The sequence below is a fragment of the Thioalkalivibrio sp. ALE23 genome (assembly GCF_000378545.1).
GTDB lineage: Bacteria > Pseudomonadota > Gammaproteobacteria > Ectothiorhodospirales > Ectothiorhodospiraceae > Thioalkalivibrio.
Genome location: NZ_KB900032.1, coordinates 238155 through 258535 on the forward strand (window position 1 = coordinate 238155; position 20381 = coordinate 258535).

Below are 20381 nucleotides of genomic sequence, written 5' to 3' on the forward strand. Positions count from 1 at the left end.
TGTCAGCCGGAGTCACGGCCGCTGGCGGTCACGGTATCGCTGGTCGCCGGGGTTTCCCCGGATCCGGTGTCGCCCCCGGATTTGCCGCCCGATTTGCCCTCGGACGAGTTGCCACCGGATTTTTTCGTGGCGGCCTTGCCGGAGGACTTGCTGCCTGTCGCGGTTGTTTTCGACTTGCTCGATGTTGTACTCGCGGACTTCGTGCCCGTGGCCTTTGTGCCCGAACCTTTGGCCGTCGATGCCTTCGAACCCGCAGATTTGGAACTCGACGATTTCGACCCCGTGGATTTCGACCCCGTGGCCTTTGCCTTCGACCCGGTCGACTTCGACGCGCTCGAGGCGGTCTTCTTCGCGCCACCCGACTTGCCGGCCGCGGCCTTGCCGCCCTTGCGACCGCGCCCCTTGCGTTCGGGGGCGTTGGCGATCAGTTCCTGGCACTGCTCCAGGGTCAGGGATTTGGGATCGGTCTCCTTGGGCACCTTGGCGTTCTTGTTGCCGTCGGTGACATAGGGGCCGTAGCGACCGTTCAGCACCTGGATGCCTTCGTCGTCGAAGCTCTTGATGAAGCGTTCGGCGTCCTTTTTCTTCTTCTCCGCCACCAGTTCCAGGGCGCGCGGCAGCTCGATGGTCCAGACGTCGTCGTCCGGGCCCAGGGAGACGTACCTGGAACCGTACTTCACGTATGGTCCGAAGCGCCCGATGTTCACCATCACCGGTTCGCCCTCGGGGGTCTCGCCTAGCTCGCGCGGCAGCTTGAACAGCTCCAGCGCCTCTTCGAGGGTGATCTTGTCCATCTTCTGCCCGGGCAGCAGCCCGGCGAAGCGCGGCTTCTCCTCGTCGTCCTTGGTGCCGATCTGCACGATCGGCCCGAAACGGCCCAGGCGCACGCTGACCGGCCGCCCGCTCTTGGGGTCGGTGCCCAGCTCGCGCGACTGTACCGCCTCGGCGCGGGTGACGTTCTCTTCCTTCTCCTTGACCCGGTCGCGGAAGTCGTACCAGAAGTCCTCCAGCACCGGGACCCAGTCCTTTTCCCCGCGCGAGATCGCGTCCAGCTCGTCTTCCAGATTCGCGGTGAAGTCGTAGTCGACGTAGCGATCGAAATGCCGGGTCAGGAAGCTGTTCACGATCCGGCCGGTATCGGTCGGGATGAAGCGCTTGCCGTCCATCTCCACGTATTCGCGCGACTGCAGGGTCGAGATGATGCTGGCATAGGTCGACGGGCGGCCGATGCCGTATTCCTCGAGGGTCTTCACCAGGCTGGCCTCGGTGTAGCGCGGCGGCGGCTCGGTGAAGTGCTGGTCGGCGGTGACCTCGTGCAGTGCGACGGTGTCGCCCTCGGCCATCTCCGGCAGGCGCTTGTCCTCGTCGTCGTCCGCGCTGTCGTCGCGGCCCTCCTGATAGACCGCGATGAAGCCGGCGTGGCGCAGGGTGGAACCGGTGGCGCGGAAGCGGTGTTCGCTGTCGCCCGGGACCAGATCGGCGGCCACGGTATCGAAGGTCGCGTGGATCATCTGGCAGGCGACGGTGCGCTTCCAGATCAGGTCGTACAGCCGGGCCTGGTCACTGGTCAGACGGTTGCGGATCTCGTCCGGGATGCGTCGCACCGAGGTCGGGCGGATCGCCTCGTGGGCCTCCTGCGCGTTCTTCGACTTGGTCTTGTACTGGCGCGGGCTGTCCGGGAGGTTGTCGGGCCCGTAGCGCTCTTCGATCAGGCCGCGGGCCTCGCCGATCGCCTCGCCGGCCAGCGCGACCGAGTCGGTTCGCATGTAGGTGATCAGGCCTTCCGCGCCGGAGCCCAGGTCGATGCCCTCGTACAGTTGCTGGGCGGTACGCATGGTGCGGCTGGCATTGAAGCCCAGCTTGCGCGACGCCTCCTGCTGCAGGGTCGAGGTGGTGAACGGCGCGGCCGGGTTGCGACGGCGCTGTTTCTTTTCGACCTTCGCCACGCGCAGTTCGCCGCCTGCGGCCTCGTTCAGGCGGCGTTGTGCATCGTGGGCGAGCTCGGCGCTGTTGAGGTCGAACTGGTTGAGCTTGTTGCCGTCCAGGTGGGTCAGCCGCGCGGTGAACGGCTGGCCATCGCGTTCGGCCTTCGCGTCGAGCGTCCAGTATTCCTGCGGGACGAACGCCTCGATCTCGTCCTCGCGCTCGCAGATCATGCGCAGCGCCGGGCTCTGCACGCGCCCGGCGGACAGCCCGCGCTTGATCTTGCGCCACAGCAGCGGCGAGAGGTTGAAGCCGACCAGGTAGTCCAGCGCGCGGCGCGCCTGCTGCGCGTCGATCAGCGGCTGGGCGAGTTCGCGCGGCTGTTCGATCGCCTCCTGGATGGCCTTCTTGGTGATCTCGTGGAACACCACGCGGTAGACGTTGCGGCCTTCCAGCAGGCCGCGTTCGCGCAGGACCTCGTAGAGATGCCAGGAGATTGCCTCGCCTTCGCGGTCGGGGTCGGTCGCGAGGATCAGGTCGTCGGACTTCTTCAGGGCCTTCGCGATCGCGTCGATCTGCTTTTCGCTGCGCTCGATCACGTCGTAGCGCATGCGGAACCCGTCCTCCGGGTCCACCGCCCCTTCCTTGGGCACGAGATCGCGCACATGGCCGTAGGAGGCCATGACCTGATACTCGGGGCCGAGGTACTTCTCGATGGTCTTCCCCTTGGCGGGGGACTCAACAATGACGAGGTGCTTGCTCATGGGGACTCGGGACCGTCTCGGTGGCGGCGGGTTCCGTGGGAGGCGGTGACGCCGGGGTCAGTGCAGATAATCCATCTCGGTGGGGCCGATATGGTCGCGCATGACCTCGTCGAGCCGGGAGTAGGCGACGGCGTCGTCTGGCTGGTTGAACAGCACCATCAGTACCACCCAGCGCAGCTGGTCGAGGTCGATCTCCTCGGCGTCCAGTTCCATGACGCGGTCCATCACCAGTTCGCGGGTGCCGGCACTGAGCAGACCGTTCTGCTCCAGATTGAGGAGGAAGCCGCGGCTTTCCATGTTCAGGCGCTGGCGTTCTTCGGGGGCGAACACGCGGCAGGCCGCGCTGTCACCGCCGCGGCTGGCCAGCGGGGCCTCGCTCATCAGCCGGTCCAGCCAGCCCAGGGCGCGCTCGATCTCGCCGGACGCAAAACCGGCTTCGACCAGCTGCCGCTGCAGCTCGCCGCGATCGGGTTCGGCCTCGGATTCTTCGTCGAGGGTGTGCTCGAACAGATACATGAGCACGTCCAGCACGCTTTCGTTCATGATTCGGGGGATCCTGCGTCGAGGCGCTGATAGCGCCCGTGATCGAGGGCGGCCACGCGGCCATTGAGTTCCAGTAAAACGAGAATGGATGAAAGCGTGTCGATGGTCAATTGAGTCCGGCTGCGCAGGGTTTCCATGTCCACCGGGTCGAAACCCATCGCCTGCAGGACCTTTTCGTGCTCGGGATCCACCGGCTCGGCGGGCGCCGGCCCCGGGGCTTGCGGGGCGGGCGGAACGCCCAGCCAGTCGGCCAGGTCGTCGAGGATCTCGCCGGCGGTCTCGACCAGCTGTGCGCCTTCACGGATCAGGCGGTGGCAGCCCCGGCTGACCGGGCTGAACACCGAGCCCGGGACGGCGTAGACCTGCCGGCCCTGTTCTCCGGCGAGTCGCGCGGTAATCAGCGAGCCGCTGTTGTCGCCCGCTTCCACCACCAGGGTGGCCAGTGCCAGGCCACTGATCACGCGGTTGCGCTGCGGGAAGTGTCCGGCCTGGGCCTGGGTGCCGGTCGGCCACAGCGACACGATCAGGCCGTGATCGGCGATGCGGTGCCCCAGCCGCCGGTGCGCGGCCGGATAGATGCGGTCGGGGCCCGTTGCGACCACGGCAGTGGTGCGCCCCTGCGGGGCGTCCAGTGCGCCCTGATGGGCGGCGCCGTCGATCCCGCGCGCCAGACCCGAGGTAATGGTGACCCCGGCGCTCGCCAGCTCGCGAGCGAACTCGCGGGCCAGTTTGAGTCCCTGCGGAGTCGCGTCGCGGCTGCCGATGATGGCCACCTGCGGTGCGGTCAGCAGGGCCGGGTCGCCGTTGAGGAACAGCACCGGCGGGGGGTCGGGCAGTTGCGTCAGCAGCGGCGGATAGTCGGGGTCGTCGCGACACAGGATGCGGTGACGCTCGTCCGCGCGTTCCCAGGCCAGGTCGGCCGCCACGCCGGGGTGTTCATCGTCGGGGTTTTTCGGCGGGGCCACGCCGACATCGGCGGTTTTCCACTGGTGGGCGGACGCGGTCAGCGCGGCCTGCGGCGAGCCGAAGGCCTCCAGCAGGCGCTGGATGCGCCGCGGCCCCAGTCCGGGGGTATGCAAAAGACGCAGCCACGGCCCGGGGTCGACCCCGGCCGTGGCTGCGTCGTTGCGGGACTCGCGTTCCATCGCGGAATCCGCCCGGGAGGTCATGGCTTACGGGTGGCGGACGGTGTACCCCTCGCGCAGCGTGCGCTCGGATTCGGTCACCAGCACGTAGGAGACCTTCTCGAAGGTCTTGAAGACCATCACCTCGCCGACCCGTTCTTCGGGCAGGTCCACGGACTCGTTGGTCCCGGCGATCGGGTCGCGCACCGTGCGGCCGGCGGTGTAGGCGGCGAACACCTGACCGTTCTCGACCCCTTCCCGCGCGCCACGGTTGATGACCGCGGCCTGGTAGCGCCCGATCTGACTGATCGCATCGAACAGCTTGATGACCTGACCGTCGATGTCTTCCGGCGGACGGCCGATCTCGAACAGCATGTCCTGTTCTTCCGCGAACGGAACCAGGCGGTCGCCGCGGATGGTCTCGCGTTCGCCACGGCGGATGTTCGCACGCGCCACGTGCCCGGGTTCGACGATCTCGGCTTCACCCACCGGGATGGTGGCGACGCCCAGTTCCTCGCCGGTGTCCGGATCCAGCAGCCTCTCGTCGCGCCGGACGATGTGGTAGATCTCGTATTCTTCCGTGTCCTCGGCATTGCGGACATAGACCCGGTCGCCCGGGCCGTAGATCACGCGATCGTCGTCCGCGGCCACGATGTAGGGCGCCTGTTCCAGGGTCTCCTCGTCGAGGACCTGCGGCTGGAACATGAACGACTGCAGCGTGGAGATCGGCGGGGTATCGTCGTCGAGCTCCTCCACGCGGACCTCCGGCGAGAGGCGCTTGGTCGGCCGCACGCGCGGGCCGCCGTCGACCGTGATGCGCGGTTCGCCGTCCACGTAGTGGATGCTCAGGACATCACCCGGATAGATCAGGTGCGGGTTCTCGATCTCCGGATTCACCGCCCAGATCTCCGGCCAGTACCAGGGTTCGTCAAGGTACATGGCGGAGATGTCCCAGAGGGTGTCGCCCTTCTTGACGACGTAGCGCTCCGGCGCGGAATCCCGGATCTCCGGAGTTTCCTCGGTGGCGGAGTCGCTGGTCTCCCGGCGTTCCCCGTTGTCCGGGGTGGCGGTTTCGGCAGTCGGGTTCTCGGGATCTTCGGCGCCGCTGCCGGTGTCAGTGTCTCCGGTGGCCGCGCAGCCCCCCAGAAACAGCGTTACACTGAACAGTACGCCCGGCAGCACGAAAGAGGTCGTGGTCGCTCTGGTTTTCAACATCATGGTTTCCCCTGTCAGGTCCGCACTCCCCGGGGCCATCCTGTGGCCCGGTCCGAATTCGGTGACGCTTCGGCGGATGATGCGGTCCAACGTTAGCAGAATTGACGGGACTGTACAGCACAAAGATTGAGGTTTTTCATGGCGAAGCGAGAAATTCTCCACTTTCCCGATCCCCGGTTGCGGCAGAAGGCCGAACCGGTCGCCGAGGTGGACGACTCCATCCGCACACTGGTGGACGACATGTTCGAGACCATGTACGCGGCACCGGGCATCGGCCTGGCGGCGGTGCAGGTGAACGTTCACAAGCGTGTCCTGGTGGCCGACGTCTCCGAGGACCAGAGCCAGCCCTGGGCCCTGATCAATCCGGAGATCCTCGAGACCCGGGGCGAGGAAGAGATGGACGAGGGCTGCCTGTCGGTGCCCGGTTACTACGAGAAGGTGCGGCGCGCGGACTGGATCCGCTTCCGCGCGCTGGGTCGCGACGGCCAGCCCTTCGAGGCCGAGGCCGACGGGCTGCTGGCGGTGTGCATCCAGCACGAGATCGATCATCTCGACGGCAAGCTGTTCGTGGACTACCTGTCCAGTCTCAAGCGCGGTCGCATCCGCAAGAAACTGGAGAAGCAGGGCGCGCGCGCCGGCGGTTCCGGCAAGGCCGCGGCGCCCGCGGTCTGATGGCGGCTGCCGACAGGGACGCCCCGGCGCCGCGCATCGTGTACGCGGGAACCCCCGACTTCGCGGTTCCCGCGCTGGAGGCCCTGATCGCGGCGGGTCACCCGCCGGTCGCGGTCTACACGCAGCCGGACCGCCCGGCGGGCCGGGGCCGCAAGCTGCGTCCGGGGCCGGTGAAGCAGGTCGCGACGGCCGCCGGGATCCCGGTGGAGCAGCCGGAATCGCTGCGGGATCCGCAGGCGCGGGCGCGGCTGGCCGAATGGCAGCCGGACCTGCTCGTGGTCGCGGCCTACGGGCTGATCCTGCCGCGCGCGGTGCTGGAGATCCCGCCTCTGGGCGGGGTGAACATCCACGCCTCGCTGCTGCCGCGCTGGCGCGGGGCGGCACCCATCCATCGCGCGATCCTCGCCGGCGATGACGAGACCGGCGTGTGCCTGATGCAGATGGCCCCGGGGCTGGATACCGGCCCGGTCCACGCCTGCCGGCGGCTGCCGCTGGGCCCGCGTGCGACCACCGGCGAGGTCCACGACGCCCTCGCGCGGATGGGGGCGGAACTGCTGGTGGAGCGCCTGCCGGCGATCACGCGTGGCGAGTCGGTGCCCGAGCCGCAGGACGATGCCCGGGCGACCTATGCCGCCAAGCTCGAGAAGGACGAGGCGCGACTGGACTGGGCTCAGCCGACCCGCGAGCTGGACCGCCGCGTGCGCGCCTTCGACCCGTGGCCGGTCGCCTGGACCCGGCTGCCGGACGGCGAGGCGGTCCTGCGCATCCATGCCGCCCGGCCCGTTGAGACGGAGCAAGCGGCGACCGTGACGCCCGCCGATGCTGCGCCGGGCACCATCGTCGCCGCGGGCGGCGAGGGCGTGGACGTGATGACCGGCGACGGCCTGCTGCGGCTGGAGCGCGTGCAGCTGCCCGGCCGGCGACCGGTGAGTGCCGCCGACTGGGCCAATACCGGTGATCTGACCGGTCAGCGACTCGGAGGTGATACCTGATGGCCCGCCAGCCTGCCCCTCGCCAGTGCGCCGTGGAAGCCACGGAACAGGTGGTGCTGCACGGGGCTTCGCTCAACAGCGTGCTGGAACCCGCGGTGGCGGATCTCCCGGTGCGCGAGGCCGCCTGGACCCGCGCCCTGGTGTACACCACCCTGCGCTGGTATCCGCAGCTGGAGGCGCTGGTGCGTGAAAGCCTGGACCGGCCACTGCGGCGCAAGGACGGCGTGATCGGCGTGCTGCTGGCCCAGGGGCTGGCGGAGATCCTGCATTTCTCCACCCGCGATCACGCGGCGGTGCGCGAGACCGCCGAGACCGCGCGTCGCATCCATCGGCCCGGAGCCGTGGGGCTGATCAACGCGATCCTGCGTCGCGCGTTGCGCGAGACCGATGCGCTGGAGGCCCGCATCGCCGAGGACCCGGTGTTGCGGCATGCCTGCCCGGCGTGGCTGATCGAGGCGATCGAGGCCGGGTGGCCCGAGCGCGCGGAGGCCGTGCTGGGCGAGCTGCTGCGCGAGGCCCCGCTGACCCTGCGGGTCAATACCCGTCGCTGGAGCCCGGACGAGGCGCTGGCGGCGCTGCGCGAGGCGGGCTTCGAGGCGCGGCTGCACGACGCCCCCGAGGGCGCGCTGACGCTCGAGGCGGCCACCGACGTGACCGCGTTGCCGGGGTTCGGTGACGGCCGGCTGTCGGTTCAGGACGTTTCCGCGCAGTGGGCCGCGCATCTGCTGGCGCCGCGCCCGGGCGAGCGGGTGCTGGATGCCTGCGCCGCTCCGGGCGGCAAGACCGGGCATCTGCTGGAGCGTGCCGGCGGCGAGCTGGATCTGGTGGCCCTGGACAGCGACGCCACGCGCCTGGAACAGGTGCGCGAGAACCTGGACCGGCTGCAGCAGGAGGCCACGCTGACCGCGGCCGATCTGGGCGACACCGACGCCTGGTGGGACGGGCGGCCGTTCGACGCGATCCTGCTGGATGTGCCCTGTTCCGCCACCGGCGTGATTCGCCGGCATCCGGACATCAAGACCCTGCGCCGCGCGGACGACATCCCGCGTCTGGCCGCCGAACAGGCCCGTCTGCTGCGCGCGGCCTGGGACCTGCTGCGTCCGGGCGGACGCCTGCTGTATGCGACCTGTTCCCTGCTGGACGCGGAAAACCAGGAGGTCGTGACCCCGTTCGTCGCGGCGACCGGCGACGCGCGTGCCGTGGAGACGGGCGCGGAAGGCCCGATTCCCGGGGCGTCGCCCCGTTCCTCCGGGGTGTCCATTCCGCCGGGGCTGGCCGGAGGCGACGGGTTCTACTATGCCCTGCTGGAGAAGGTCGCGGGCTGATGCGGCGGTTCGTCTGGCTGCTGGTGCTGGTGCTGGCGCCGGGGGTGGCCCCGGCGCTCGAGATCCGCGAGGCCAGTCACCTGTGGCTGGATGACACCACGCTGCTGGCGCGCCTGGACCTGGACATGGCCCTGCCCGAGGTGCTGGTGGACGCGCTGGAGAACGGCGTGACCCTGGGGTTCCGGCTGGAGGCGCAGGCGGAGCCCGACCGCATGCTGCCGGGGAGACCGCTGGTACGCGCGGAGAACCGCGTGCAGCTGCGCTACTACCCCCTCAACCGACATTATCTGGTGACCTCGCGGGATGGCGAGCGCATGGAGCTGCGCCCCACGCTGGGGGATGCCCTGGAGCAGAGTGCCCGCCGCCTGGGGCGGATCCGGCTGGAGGACGTCCCCGAGGCGCTGCGCGAGGCCCCGGGTGACCACCGCCTGAACGCCCGGCTGTCGCTGGACTACACCGCGCTGCCGCTGCCGTTGCAGCTGGACGCCGGCCTGCGCGGCGAACTCACGGCCCGACAGGAGTGGTACGGATGGTCGCTCGACTGAAGGGTTTGCCCTGGGGGCTGCTGGGGATGATCCTGCTGTTCGTCCTCCTGCTGGCCTCGCTGCTGGTGATGGGGGACGCGGCCCAGCACCAGGCGCGTTTCGAACAGCTGTTCATCTGGCTGCTGGTGTTCCACGCCGCGGTGCTGATCGTGCTGGCCGGCCTGATTATCTATCAGGTGGTGCGCATGTTCTGGCAGTACCGCCACGGGGTGCCGGGCAGCCGCCTGACCCTGCGCCTGGTCGGCGGGTTCATGCTGGTCGCGGTGCTGCCGGTCTCGGTGGTGTACTACTTCTCCTACGAATTTCTCAGTGAAGGCGTGGACTCGTGGTTCGACGTGCGCGTGGATTCGGCGCTGGAAGACGCGCTGGAACTGTCGCGCTCCTCGCTGGATCTGCGCGTGCGCCAGCTGGCCGAAGAGACCCAGGAGATCATGGAAGACCTGGAAGGTGTTTCCGAGGGCCTGATGGGGCTGACCCTCAACGATTACCGGCGCAGTCTGGGAGCGCAGGAGCTGACCCTGGTGGGCGCCAACAACCGCATCATCGCGTCGAGCACCGACAGCCCCATCCGCCAGCTGCCGTCACCGCCCAGCTCCGACATCCTGATGCGCGTGCGGCCGGGGCAGCCCTACTCGCGTCTGGAGCCACGCCCCGATGATCAGCTGGTGATCCGCGTGGTGGCGACCACGGCCGCGCGCCGACCCGGCACCGATAACCGCATCCTGCAGGCCGTGTACCCCGTGGATCCGCGCATGAGCGCCCTGTCCCTGCGGGTGCAGGACGCGTTTGCCGATTACCGCGAGTTCGCTTATCTGCGCGGGCCGATCACCCAGGGCTTCATCTTCACCATGTCGCTGGCGCTGGCGATCTCGCTGATGGCCGCGCTGTGGGCCGGGCTGGTGGTCGCACGGCGGCTGGTGCAGCCGGTGTCCGATCTGGTGCAGGGCACGCGCATGGTCGCCGCCGGGGACTACAACACCCGGCTGGAGGTGCGGCGGGCGGACGAACTGGGTTTCCTGGTGCAGTCGTTCAACGCGATGACCCGCACCCTCAGCGAGGCGCGCAACGAGGCCGAGCGCAACCGCCGGCTGCTGGACGCCGAGCGGGCCTATCTGGAGAGTGTGCTCAAGCATCTGCGTTCGGGCGTGCTGGCGCTCGACGGCAGCCTGCGCCTGCGCACCGCCAACGACGCCGCCGGCCAGATCCTCGAATGCGACCTGCCGGGCGCGCGCACCCGGGACATCGCCGAGGTCGGCCGCGAGTGCCCGCTGGTGCACCAGTTCTTCGAGGCCATCCGCGATCCGCTGGCCGGGCACGAGGCGGAATGGTCGCGTCAGGTGGTGGTGTTCACCCGCAGCGGTCGCAAGGTGCTGATGACGCGTGCCGTCTGGCTGCCGACCCCGGGATCCGGCCGCGGGCTGCACGCGATCGTGTTCGATGACATGACGGAATTCCTGAAGGCCCAGCGCGATGCGGCCTGGGGCGAGGTGGCGCGGCGCCTGGCCCACGAGATCAAGAACCCGCTGACGCCCATCCAGCTGTCGGCCGAACGGCTTTCGCGCCGGCTGGGCCGGGTGCTCGAAGGGGCCGATCACGAGGTGCTGGAACGTGCGACCGGCACCATCATCCAGCAGGTGGAGGCGATGAAGACCCTGGTCAACGCCTTCCGCGACTACGCCCAGGCGCCCAAACTGGAACTCGGCCACACCGACGTGAACCAGCTGGTGCGCGACGTCTCCGAGCTGTACCTGGCCGCGGACGGCAGCTCGCGGGTTCGCCTGGACCTGGGCGAGGGGGTGCCGACGATCCGGGCCGACGGCGGTCGTCTGCGCCAGCTGCTGCACAACCTGATCCGCAATGCGATGGAGGCCGCGGAGGAAGAGGAACGCGGCGACGAGCTCCGGGTGGAGGTGTCCACGGCCTACGTGGAAAGCGCCTCCGGTTCCTGGATCGAACTGCGCGTGCGCGACAACGGACCGGGTATTCGTCCGGAGCTGCTGGAGCGCATCTTTGAGCCGTACACCACCGACAAGCCGCGCGGGACCGGGCTCGGTCTGGCCGTGGCGCAGAAGGTCGTGGAAGAGCACGGCGGCATCATCGAGTGCCATAATGATGATTCCGGGGCGGGCGGCGCGGTCTTCGTGATCCGCATCCCGGTGGACGAGGGCGGCCCGTCCGGGGCGTCCGCTGCCGAGGAGGAACAGCCGCAATGAGCGACGCCTACATTCTCGTGGTCGACGACGAGCCCGACATCCGCATGTTGCTGCGCGACGTGCTGGAGGACGAGGGCTACCAGGTCGCGCTGGCGGGTTCGGTGGCCGAGGCCAAGGCCCAGCGGCGCAGCCGGCGGCCGGATGCGATCCTGCTGGACGTCTGGATGCCCGACGGCGACGGGATCTCGCTGCTCAAGGAGTGGCAGGAGGACGAGGGAGCGATGTGCCCGGTGGTGATGATCTCCGGCCACGGCAACGTGGAGAGTGCGGTGGATGCGACCCGCCTGGGCGCCTACGACTTCATCGAAAAGCCGCTGACCATCGACAAGCTGCTGATTACTCTCAACAACGCACTGGAGGCCGCGCGCCTGCAGCGGGAGAACACCGGTCTGCGGCGCCAGGCCGCCCCGGTGACCGACCCGGTGGGCAGCAGCGCGGTGATGGTGAACCTGCGCGACCAGGTGCAGCGCATGGCCCAGCACGATACCTGGGTGCTGATCACCGGCGAGCCCGGGGCCGGCAAGCAGACCTTCGCGCGCATGCTGCACGCCCGCAGCGCGCGGCGCGAAAGCCCGTTCATCGTGGTCTCGGTGGGATCGATGTCGGGCGACGAGGCGGTGGCCGAGCTGTTCGGCAGCGAGCAGGGCGAGCGGGTGCGCTATGGCCTGCTGGAGCAGGCCTCCGGCGGGGTGCTGTACCTCGACGAGGTTGCGGAGATGGACCTGCAGACTCAGGCGCGCCTGCTGCATGCCCTGGACACCGGTCGCATCACGCGCATCGGCGGGGACCAGCCGATCAGCGTGAACGTGCGCGTGGTGGCGGCCACCCAGCACGATCTGGGCGAGGCCGTGGAGCAGGGGCTGTTCCGCGAGGATCTCTATTACCGCCTCAACGTCCTGCCGCTGAACGTGCCGCCGCTGCGCGAGCACGCCGAGGACATCCCCGAACTGCTGGACTACCATATGCGCCAGCTGCATCAGCAGGAGGGCCTGCCGCAGCGCACGTTCCAGCGACCGGCCCTGGAATGCCTGCAGCAGTATCCGTGGCCGGGGAACGTGCGCGAACTGCGCAACCTGGTCCAGCGCCTGATGATCCTGGGCTCCGGCGACGAGATCACCCGTGACGAGGTGGACCGCACCCTGTCGGGGCAGCCGCGGCGGGCGGAAGAGGAGAGCGCCGAGGGGGTGGTGACCATCCCCGACCTGCCCCTGCGCGAGGCGCGCGAACAGTTCGAACGGGAATACCTGATGCAGCAGCTGGAACGCTCCGAGGGCAACATGACGCGTCTGGCCGAGCGGGTCGGGCTGGAGCGCACGCATCTCTACCGCAAGTTCAAGGCGCTGGGCATCGATCCGCGCCGCGTGAAATCCGACGGCTGACGCATGAAACAGATCATCATCCTGGGGGCCGGTCAGGTCGGTCATTCCCTGGCCGAGGCCCTGAGTGCCGACGGGATCGACATCACCGTCGTCGACAACCGCGCCGAGCGCCTGGCCGAGCTGGAAGACCAGTTCGATATCAAGACGGTCCACGGATTCGGCGCCCATCCGTCGGTACTGGATGCGGCCGGGGCGCGCGACGCGTCCATGCTGGTGGCGGTGACCGACTCCGACGAAGTCAACATGCTGGCCTGTCAGGTCGGCTCCACGCTGTTCAACATCGAGACCAAGATCGCCCGGGTGCGGGCCCGCGATTATCACGAGACCCCGGAGCTGTTCGCCCAGGACGCGATGCCGGTGGACATGCTGATCTCGCCGGAGGCGATCGTCACCAGCCACATCCAGCGCCTGATCGAACACCCCGGCTCACTGCAGGTGCTGGAGTTCGCCGAGGGACGGGTGTCGCTGGTGGGGGTGCGCGCCTACTACGGCGGGCCGCTGGTGGGCCACGAGCTGAAGAACCTGCGCTACGACATGCCGGGGGTCCATACCCGGGTCGCGGCGATCTTCCGCCATGAGCGTTCCATCCAGCCGGACGGCAACACGGTGGTGGAAGCCGACGACGAGGTGTTCTTCGTCGCGGCGAAGAAGAACATCCGTGCCGTCACCTCCGAGCTGCGCAAGCTGGAGAAGCCCTACAAGCGGATCATGATCGCCGGCGGCGGCAACATCGGCCGGCGGCTGGCCGAAGCGCTGAGCAAGCGCTATCGGGTAAAGGTGATCGAGCGCGATGCGGAGCGGGCGGACCAGCTCGCCCGGGAACTGCCCGGCAACGTGCTGGTGTTGCAGGGCGACAGCGCCGACGACCGCTTCCTCGAGGCGATCAACGTCGAGCACAGCGACGTGTTCTGCGCGGTGACCAACGACGACCAGGCCAACATCTTCGCCGGGATGCTGGCCAAGCGCTACGGCGTGCGCAAGGTGATGTCGCTGATCAACCGCCCGAGCTACGTGGATCTGCTGCAGAGCGGCACCATCGACGTGGCGCTGTCGCCGCAGCAGGCCACGGTGAGCGCCCTGCTGGCCCGGGTGCGCGAGGGCGGGACCGCCACCGTGCATACCCTGCGCCGCGGCGCGGCCGAGGCGATCGAGACGGTCGTCAGCGGCGATTCGCGCACCTCGCAGGTGGTGGACCGCCGGATCGACGAGATCAACCTGCCGGAGGGGGCCAGCGTCGGCGCCGTGGTGCGCGACGACGAGGTCATCATCCCGCACCACGACACGGTGATCCACTCGGGGGATCACGTCATCCTGTTCCTCACCGACCGTGGCAAGGTGAAGCAGGTCCAGCGCCTGTTCCAGCCCAGCCCGCTGTTCTTCTGAGCCGTCCGCCGTGCTCCATCTCGCCTCCACCGCGCGCCTGCTGGGGATCCTGCTCACGCTGTTCAGCCTGAGCATGCTGCCGCCCGCACTCGTCGGGTACATCTACGACGAGTCCACCGCGTACGTGTTCATGCAGGCGTTCATCGTGCTGCTGCTGATTGGCGGGATGCTCTGGGGGCCGCTGTATCGCGCGCATCGCGAACTGCAGCCGCGCGACGGGTTCATCCTGGTGGTGATGTTCTGGCTCGGGCTGGGTCTGGCCGGGGCGACGCCGATGGTGCTCGACCCGCATCTGAACGTCAGCTTCACCGACGCCGCGTTCGAATCCATGTCGGGCCTGACCACCACCGGGGCCACCGTGCTGACCGGCCTGGACGACATGCCGAAGGCGCTGTTGTGGTATCGCCAGCAGCTGCAGTGGATGGGCGGCATGGGCATCATCGTGCTGGCGGTGGCCATCCTGCCGCTGCTGGGCGTGGGTGGCATGCAGCTGTTCAAGGCCGAGACCCCGGGACCCATCCGCGACAACAAGCTGACCCCGCGCATCGCCGAGACCGCGCGCAACCTGTGGTACATCTACCTCGGCCTGACGGTGGCCTGTGCGGTGGCCTACTGGGTCGCCGGGATGGAGGTCTTCGACGCGATCGCGCACTCCTTCACCACCGTGGCGATCGGCGGATTCTCCACCTACGACGCCAGCCTCGGCCACTTCGATTCCGCCGCCATCGAGGGCGTGGCGATCATCTTCATGCTGATCGCCGGGATGAACTTCGCGGTGCATTTCCTCGCCCTGCACCGTGCGTCGGTCGTGCCCTACCGGCGCGACGAGGAGCTGCGCACCTACCTGATCCTGATGGCTTCGGCGGTGGCGGTGGTGGTGGCCTACATGCTGGTGACCGGCTTTGCGGCGGACGGCGCGGACGCCTTCCGCCGCGCCGCGTTCCACGTGGTGTCCATCGGCACCACCACCGGCTACGCCACTGACGACTTCTACCTGTGGCCGGGGTTCCTGCCGGTACTGTTGATCTTCCTGTCGTTCGTCGGCGGCTGCACCGGATCCACCGGTGGCGGCATCAAGGTGGTGCGCGTTTTGCTGCTGATGAAGCAGGGCATGCGCGAGGTGAAGCGCCTGATCCATCCGCATGCGCGCATCGCCGTGAAGGTCAATGGCAAGGAGGCCCCGGACCGCGTGGTGCAGGCGGTGTGGGGCTTCCTCGCGGCCTATGTGATGGTGTTCGTGGTGATGATGCTGGCGGTGATGGCCTCGGGCCTGGATCAGGTGACGGCGTTCTCGGCGGTGGCGGCCACCCTCAACAACCTCGGCCCCGGCCTGGGCGAGGTGGGGCCGAACTTCCAGTCCATCAACGACTTCAGCAAATGGGTGCTGATCCTCGCCATGCTGATGGGGCGGCTGGAAATCTTCACCGTGCTGGTGCTTCTGTCCCCGGCGTTCTGGCAGCGCTAGGGTAGGAGCGAATTCAAGGACAGGAGGTCGTCCATGTCGCAGATGGTCGAACGTTTCCAGAACATGCTGGACGGAGGCGAGGACTCCGCGATGCTGCGCTTCTCGCTGGGCAACGCCCTGGTGACCGATGGCCAGCAGGAGGCGGCGGTGGAGCACCTGGAGCGCGCGCTGGAGCTGGACGAGGGCTACTCCGCGGCGTGGAAACTGCTGGCAAAGACCCTGGTCGCCCTGGAGCGCCCGCGGCGTGTGCTGGAGGTCTGCGAGCGGGGCATGGCCATCGCCGAGGAGAAGGGCGACCTGCAGGCGGTCAAGGAAATGGAGGTCTCCGCGAAGCGCGCCCGCCGCCTGCTGGAGGCCGGGGGTGATGCGGACACATGAGCCGTGAGGATGCCCCCGGGGAGGAGGCGGACGTCGGTGCCTACCGGGCGCCGCTGACCGCGCGGCATTTCGCACCCCGCTACTGGCTCACCTGGGTCGGCGTGGCGCTGGCCTGGGTGCTGCAGCAGATCCCGCGTCCGGCGGTGCAGGCGCTGGCGCGGGGTATCGGCCGCCTGCTGTACCGCCGCTCGGGGCGCAGCCGCCGGATCGCCGAACGCAACCTCGAGCTGTGCTTCCCGCAGCTGGATGCGGCCGAACGCGAGGCGCGGCTCGCCGCCTTCTACCGCTACCAGGCGCAGACCGTGCTGGACTATGGCCTGCTGTGGTTCGGCAAGCCCGGCGAGCATGCCTCGCGCATCCGGGTGGACGGGCTGGAGCACTACGAGCGCGCACGCTCCGACGGGACGCCGGTGATCATCCTCGCCCCGCACTCGCTGGGGCTGGATTACGGCGGGGTGCGCATGAGCCAGATGTACGACGGGGTCTCTTTCGCCAAGCCGATGAAGAATCCGGTGCTGGAGTGGATCAACCACCGCAGCCGCACCCGCTACTCCGGGGACATCTTCGCCCGCGAGCAGGGGCTGCGTCCGGCGATCCGCCAGCTGCGCCGCGGGCGGTTCTTCTATTACCTGCCGGACGAGGACCTGGGCGCCGACGGTGCGGTGTTCGTGGATTTCTTCGGCGTACCCAAGGCCACGCTGACTGCCCTGGGGCGGCTGGCACGCATGTCGCGGGCGGTGGTGCTGCCGAGTTTCGCCTGGTACGACCTCGCCCGCGACGAATACGTGATGCGCCTGTGGCCTCCAATGGAGGACTTCCCCTCGGGCGACGACGCCGCCGATGCCCGGGCCATGAACGCTGCCATCGAACGGGGCGTGGAACAGGCCCCGGCACAGTATCTGTGGACCCTGCGCCTGTTCCGCACGCGTCCCGAGGGCGAGCCTCCGCTTTACTGACCCATGCCCGAGGGCGACACCATCCACCGGCTGGCGGCCATGCTCCGCCCGCGCCTGGAAGGGGCGGCGCTGGAGGCGGTGGCGACCCGCGCCGGACGCGGCGAGCCGCTGCGTGAGCACGGCCCGATGCGGGCCGATGCGCTGCGCGCCCGCGGCAAGCACCTGCTGATGGAGCTGACCGGGCCTGACGATACGCCCTGGCTGCTGCGTACCCACCTCGGGATGTGGGGCACCTGGCATGAATACGCGCGCGGTGCAGAGTGGTCGAAGCCGGCACACCAGGCCCATGCGGTGCTGACTCTCGAGGACCGGATGCTGGTGTGTTTCCACCCGCGCGAACTGGCCTGGCGCCGGATGCCCGCGGTGGGAGCGGAAGCGGCGGACATCGAGCGTCTGGATGCCCGGGTGGGGCCGGACCTGCTGGCCGCCGACGTGGATGTCGATGCGGTGGTGGCGCGGGTGCGCCGGGACGCGACTGCGGACCGGCCGCTGGCGGACGTGCTGCTCGACCAGTCGCTGGCGGCGGGGATCGGCAACGTCTACAAATCGGAATTGCTGTTTCTGCATGGCTGTCACCCGCGGACCCCGGTCGGGCGGGTGAGTGACCCCGTGCTGCGGGCGCTGTATGCCGACGCGGTGCGGCTGCTGCGGCGCAACCTGCGCCCGGGGCCGCGGATCACGCGGGAGCGTGCGGAGCCGGATGCCTTCCTGTACGTCTACGGGCGTGAAGGCGAGGGCTGCCGGCGCTGTGCCGCCGTCGTGCGGCGGGCCCTGCTGGGGCAGCACGGGCGTGCGACCTGGTGGTGTCCGGTCTGCCAGCCGGAGGGCGTGGCGTGGTCGTCCCGGAACCCCGGTGGCGTTCGCCCGGACCAATGAGAACAGGCATCCACGGGGAGAGACGTCATGACGAAACCGGTTCACGTGCTGCGTCGCAGCCTGGCCGCGATGCTGGCCGGCAGTTTCCTGGTTGCGGGATGCTCCGGGGCCTCGGCCCCGTCGCCCGAGACGGTGGAGGCCTCGGCCGACGGGCTGTCGGTGGAGATCCTGCACGAGGGGCTCAATCACCCCTGGGCCATTGCGTTCCTGCCCGACGGTGGCGCGCTGATCAGCGAGCGCCCGGGCGCGCTGCGGCATTTCCCGGCCGGCGACGACGGCCCGGATTTTTCCGGTCGGGGTGAACTGGTGCCGGGGCTGCCGGATGACCTGCGGGCGCGCAATCAGGGCGGGTTGCTGGACCTGGCCCTGCACCCGGATTTCGCCGACAACCGCTGGCTGTACTTCACCTATGCGGCCAGCGTGGACGGCGGGCTGACCACGCGTCTGGCGCGGGGACGCTTCGAGGACGGGGCCCTGAACGACGTCGAGACCCTGTTTACCGCCGAACCCGGGGTGCGCGGCGGGCGCCATTTCGGCAGCCGCATCGTGTTCGACGACGACACTCACGTGTTCACCAGCGTCGGTGACCGCGGGGACCGTCATCAGGCACAGGATCCCTCCAACCACATCGGTACCATCATCCGTCTGCATGACGACGGTACGATCCCGGCGGACAACCCGTTCGTGGATGATGCCGACCGGCGCGACGCGATCTGGGCGTATGGCGTGCGCAATTCCCAGGGCATGGTGATGGATCCCGAGACCGGCATCCTGTGGGAGAACCAGCACGGTCCGCAGGGCGGGGACGAGGTCAACATCATCGAGCCGGGCAACAACTACGGCTGGCCGGTGATCACCCATGGCGAGGAGTACGGTGGCGGCCAGATCGGCGAGGGCATCACCGAGAAGGAGGGGATGGTCTCCCCGTTGCACCACTGGACGCCGTCGATTGCGCCTTCCGGTATGGCGATCCTGCGGGATCCGGCCTTTGCCGACTGGGACGGCGAACTGCTGGCGGGCGGGCTGGCCCACCGTACCCTGCGCCGTCTGACTTTCGATGCTCGCGAGCTGGTCAGCGAGGTGGAGGTACTGCCCGATCTGGACCGCCGGGTGCGCGACGTGCGCGTACACGACGGCGCGATATGGGTGCTGACCGACCATAACCCCGGCGAGCTGCTGCGGCTGCGCCCGGCCGGCGACCACGGGAGCGAATGATGTTCGGCGACTGGATGCAGCCGCAGATGGTGGAGCCCGAGCGCGCCCTGCCCGGCCGGGGCGAGGCCATGCCGGTGCCGGAACGCCATGCGGTGCTGGGGACCCCGCTGGCGCCGCCGTACCCCGATGGCATGGAGATCATCCACTTCGGCATGGGCTGCTTCTGGGGCGCCGAGCGACTGTTCTGGCAGCTCGACGGGGTGTATTCCACCAGCGTGGGTTACGGCGGCGGGTACACCCCCAATCCGACCTACCGCGAGGTCTGCAGCGGCCGGACCGGCCATGCCGAACTGGTGCGGGTGGTGTTCGATCCACGCGCGGTGTCGAAGGAGACCCTGTTCCGCACCTTCTGGGAGGGACATGACCCGACCCAGGGGATGCGTCAGGGCAATGATGTCGGGACCCAGTACCGCTCCGGGATCTACACCGTGGATCCGGTCCATTACGAGGCCGCGCTGGCCAGCCGCGAGCGCTTCAACGCCGCGCTGCAGGCAGCGGGACTGGGACCGGTCACCACCGAGATCCGCGAGCTGGAGGCCTATTACTTCGCCGAGGACTACCACCAGCAGTATCTGGCGAAGGTTCCGGACGGCTATTGCGGCCTGGGTGGCCTGCGCGTCGCCTATCCGTCCCCGGTCTGAGCGATCCGTTCGCGGGCCGCGGCCACCAGCGCGCGGAACAGGCGCTGGTGGCGGGCCTTCTGCGGCAGGTATTCGGGGTGCCACTGCACGCCGATGCAGAAATCACGGCCGCCGGCCTCGATGGCCTGGACCACGCGCGAGGGTTCGCGTCCGACAACCTTCAGGTCGTGGCCAAGGCGGTCGACGGCCTGATCGTGCAGGGCGTTCACGCGCAGCGGTGCATCGCCAAGGATGGCGGACAGCCGCGAGTGCGGATCCAGTCGTACCTGTTTGACCGGCAAGAGGCTGCGGGCGTTGGGGGTCTCCGCGTGGAACGCGGCCAGGTCGCGATGCAGACTGCCGCCGCGCACCACGTTGATCAGCTGCATCCCGCGGCAGATGCCGAGGATCGGCAGGTGCTCGTCCAGCGCGTGGTGAATCAGGGATTTCTCCAGCCGGTCGCGCTCCGGGTCCAGCGATGACCTCTTCGACTGGAACAGCCGGCGCAGCAACCACAGCGCGGGATAGAAGGCGTAGCCGATCAGGCGCTGCGACAGGCGTTGCTCCGCCCGGCGGATGGCAGTGGTGTCAGGGCCCCCTGGCAGGGTTTCGCCATAAAGCCCGGGGTCGACGTCGGCCCCGCCGCCGACGATCAGCGCGTCGATGCGGCGGTTGCGGCGGGGGTGCCCGGGGCGGATGCGCAGGGGACGGCCGCCGGCCCGCCACACCGCCAGGGCGGTGAACAGCCACGCGGGCGTGCCGCCACGGTCCGGGCCGGTGACGGCGATCACCG

Annotated in this window: 18 protein-coding genes; 13 read left to right on the plus strand and 5 right to left on the minus strand. The window is 69.0% G+C overall.

The genetic code is table 11. The annotated features are described in order from the left end of the window. Positions 1-2: 2 nt before the first annotated feature. From F573_RS0104805 to F573_RS0104820, 4 genes are read right to left on the minus strand one after another with little or no spacing between them, the layout of a single operon-like run. Entirely contained in the window at positions 3-2687 is a 2685-nt protein-coding gene (locus F573_RS0104805; RefSeq protein WP_019021654.1) for a DNA topoisomerase I, read from the minus strand. A gap of 57 nt (positions 2688-2744) precedes the next feature. Next, complete coding sequence (locus F573_RS0104810) at positions 2745-3230, minus strand: DUF494 family protein (protein ID WP_018869176.1); 486 nt, start codon at positions 3228-3230, stop codon at positions 2745-2747. Next, complete coding sequence (gene dprA, locus F573_RS0104815; RefSeq protein WP_019021655.1) at positions 3227-4375, minus strand: DNA-processing protein DprA; 1149 nt, start codon at positions 4373-4375, stop codon at positions 3227-3229. The genes F573_RS0104810 and dprA overlap by 4 nt, the downstream gene beginning before the upstream one ends. A 27-nt stretch (positions 4376-4402) precedes the next feature. Continuing rightward, positions 4403-5569: a LysM peptidoglycan-binding domain-containing protein gene (locus F573_RS0104820; RefSeq protein WP_026300802.1), complete on the minus strand. Its 1167-nt coding sequence runs from the start codon at positions 5567-5569 to the stop codon at positions 4403-4405. A 138-nt stretch (positions 5570-5707) separates the two neighbouring features. Here F573_RS0104820 and def point away from each other — a divergent pair, with 138 nt between their 5' ends. The 13 genes from def to msrA are packed head-to-tail and all read left to right on the plus strand — an operon-like array spanning position 5708 to position 19609. Beyond that, positions 5708-6241: a peptide deformylase gene (gene def / locus F573_RS0104825; RefSeq protein WP_026279430.1), complete on the plus strand. Its 534-nt coding sequence runs from the start codon at positions 5708-5710 to the stop codon at positions 6239-6241. Then, the gene (gene fmt, locus F573_RS0104830) at positions 6241-7233 is read left to right on the plus strand and encodes a methionyl-tRNA formyltransferase (protein WP_018869180.1); all 993 of its coding nucleotides are present in this window, start codon (positions 6241-6243) and stop codon (positions 7231-7233) included. The genes def and fmt overlap by 1 nt, the downstream gene beginning before the upstream one ends. Next, positions 7233-8558 carry a 16S rRNA (cytosine(967)-C(5))-methyltransferase RsmB gene (gene rsmB, locus F573_RS0104835; RefSeq protein ID WP_019021657.1) on the plus strand — a complete coding sequence of 442 codons (1326 nt, stop codon included), beginning with the start codon at positions 7233-7235 and terminating at the stop codon, positions 8556-8558. Before fmt ends, rsmB begins: the two co-directional genes overlap by 1 nt. Further along, positions 8558-9103: a DUF4390 domain-containing protein gene (locus F573_RS0104840; protein ID WP_019021658.1), complete on the plus strand. Its 546-nt coding sequence runs from the start codon at positions 8558-8560 to the stop codon at positions 9101-9103. The genes rsmB and F573_RS0104840 overlap by 1 nt, the downstream gene beginning before the upstream one ends. Further along, the gene (locus tag F573_RS0104845; protein ID WP_019021659.1) at positions 9088-11316 is read left to right on the plus strand and encodes an ATP-binding protein; all 2229 of its coding nucleotides are present in this window, start codon (positions 9088-9090) and stop codon (positions 11314-11316) included. The genes F573_RS0104840 and F573_RS0104845 overlap by 16 nt, the downstream gene beginning before the upstream one ends. After that, positions 11313-12695 (plus strand): sigma-54 dependent transcriptional regulator, encoded by a 1383-nt coding sequence (locus F573_RS0104850; RefSeq protein WP_019021660.1) that lies wholly within the window; start codon positions 11313-11315, stop codon positions 12693-12695. Before F573_RS0104845 ends, F573_RS0104850 begins: the two co-directional genes overlap by 4 nt. 3 nt (positions 12696-12698) lie before the next feature. Next, positions 12699-14078, plus strand: a complete 1380-nt coding sequence (trkA, locus tag F573_RS0104855) for a Trk system potassium transporter TrkA (protein ID WP_019021661.1) — start codon at positions 12699-12701, stop codon at positions 14076-14078. A gap of 10 nt (positions 14079-14088) precedes the next feature. Beyond that, positions 14089-15543, plus strand: coding sequence for a TrkH family potassium uptake protein (locus F573_RS0104860; protein ID WP_019021662.1), 1455 nt, complete (start codon positions 14089-14091; stop codon positions 15541-15543). A gap of 33 nt (positions 15544-15576) precedes the next feature. After that, positions 15577-15921, plus strand: coding sequence for a tetratricopeptide repeat protein (locus tag F573_RS0104865; RefSeq protein ID WP_019021663.1), 345 nt, complete (start codon positions 15577-15579; stop codon positions 15919-15921). Continuing rightward, complete coding sequence (locus F573_RS0104870; protein WP_019021664.1) at positions 15918-16877, plus strand: lysophospholipid acyltransferase family protein; 960 nt, start codon at positions 15918-15920, stop codon at positions 16875-16877. The genes F573_RS0104865 and F573_RS0104870 overlap by 4 nt, the downstream gene beginning before the upstream one ends. 3 nt (positions 16878-16880) lie before the next feature. Beyond that, positions 16881-17753 (plus strand): DNA-formamidopyrimidine glycosylase family protein, encoded by an 873-nt coding sequence (locus tag F573_RS0104875; protein WP_019021665.1) that lies wholly within the window; start codon positions 16881-16883, stop codon positions 17751-17753. Between the two features lie 27 nt (positions 17754-17780). Then, positions 17781-18968 carry a PQQ-dependent sugar dehydrogenase gene (locus F573_RS0104880; RefSeq protein WP_019021666.1) on the plus strand — a complete coding sequence of 396 codons (1188 nt, stop codon included), beginning with the start codon at positions 17781-17783 and terminating at the stop codon, positions 18966-18968. Further along, a complete protein-coding gene (gene msrA, locus F573_RS0104885) occupies positions 18968-19609 on the plus strand; it encodes a peptide-methionine (S)-S-oxide reductase MsrA (protein WP_019021667.1) in 642 nt (213 codons plus the stop codon). The genes F573_RS0104880 and msrA overlap by 1 nt, the downstream gene beginning before the upstream one ends. Here msrA and F573_RS0104890 read toward each other — a convergent pair. Next, positions 19591-20379 carry a gamma-glutamyl-gamma-aminobutyrate hydrolase family protein gene (locus F573_RS0104890; RefSeq protein ID WP_018869192.1) on the minus strand — a complete coding sequence of 263 codons (789 nt, stop codon included), beginning with the start codon at positions 20377-20379 and terminating at the stop codon, positions 19591-19593. The two genes, msrA and F573_RS0104890, sit on opposite strands and share 19 nt — an antisense overlap. Positions 20380-20381 lie beyond the last annotated feature (2 nt).

Excerpts from the sequence above, each read along its gene's own strand:
- F573_RS0104840 (WP_019021658.1), top strand. The coding sequence starts at position 8,558 with ATGCGGCGGTTCGTCTGGCTGCTGGTGCTGGTGCTGGCGCCGGGGGTG.
- F573_RS0104820 (WP_026300802.1), bottom strand. The coding sequence starts at position 5,569 with ATGTTGAAAACCAGAGCGACCACGACCTCTTTCGTGCTGCCGGGCGTA.
- dprA (WP_019021655.1), bottom strand. The coding sequence starts at position 4,375 with ATGGAACGCGAGTCCCGCAACGACGCAGCCACGGCCGGGGTCGACCCC.
- rsmB (WP_019021657.1), top strand. The coding sequence starts at position 7,233 with ATGGCCCGCCAGCCTGCCCCTCGCCAGTGCGCCGTGGAAGCCACGGAA.
- F573_RS0104850 (WP_019021660.1), top strand. The coding sequence starts at position 11,313 with ATGAGCGACGCCTACATTCTCGTGGTCGACGACGAGCCCGACATCCGC.
- F573_RS0104865 (WP_019021663.1), top strand. The coding sequence starts at position 15,577 with ATGTCGCAGATGGTCGAACGTTTCCAGAACATGCTGGACGGAGGCGAG.
- F573_RS0104810 (WP_018869176.1), bottom strand. The coding sequence starts at position 3,230 with ATGAACGAAAGCGTGCTGGACGTGCTCATGTATCTGTTCGAGCACACC.
- F573_RS0104845 (WP_019021659.1), top strand. The coding sequence starts at position 9,088 with ATGGTCGCTCGACTGAAGGGTTTGCCCTGGGGGCTGCTGGGGATGATC.
- F573_RS0104870 (WP_019021664.1), top strand. The coding sequence starts at position 15,918 with ATGAGCCGTGAGGATGCCCCCGGGGAGGAGGCGGACGTCGGTGCCTAC.
- F573_RS0104805 (WP_019021654.1), bottom strand. The coding sequence starts at position 2,687 with ATGAGCAAGCACCTCGTCATTGTTGAGTCCCCCGCCAAGGGGAAGACC.
- trkA (WP_019021661.1), top strand. The coding sequence starts at position 12,699 with ATGAAACAGATCATCATCCTGGGGGCCGGTCAGGTCGGTCATTCCCTG.
- msrA (WP_019021667.1), top strand. The coding sequence starts at position 18,968 with ATGTTCGGCGACTGGATGCAGCCGCAGATGGTGGAGCCCGAGCGCGCC.
- fmt (WP_018869180.1), top strand. The coding sequence starts at position 6,241 with ATGGCGGCTGCCGACAGGGACGCCCCGGCGCCGCGCATCGTGTACGCG.
- def (WP_026279430.1), top strand. The coding sequence starts at position 5,708 with ATGGCGAAGCGAGAAATTCTCCACTTTCCCGATCCCCGGTTGCGGCAG.
- F573_RS0104880 (WP_019021666.1), top strand. The coding sequence starts at position 17,781 with ATGACGAAACCGGTTCACGTGCTGCGTCGCAGCCTGGCCGCGATGCTG.
- F573_RS0104875 (WP_019021665.1), top strand. The coding sequence starts at position 16,881 with ATGCCCGAGGGCGACACCATCCACCGGCTGGCGGCCATGCTCCGCCCG.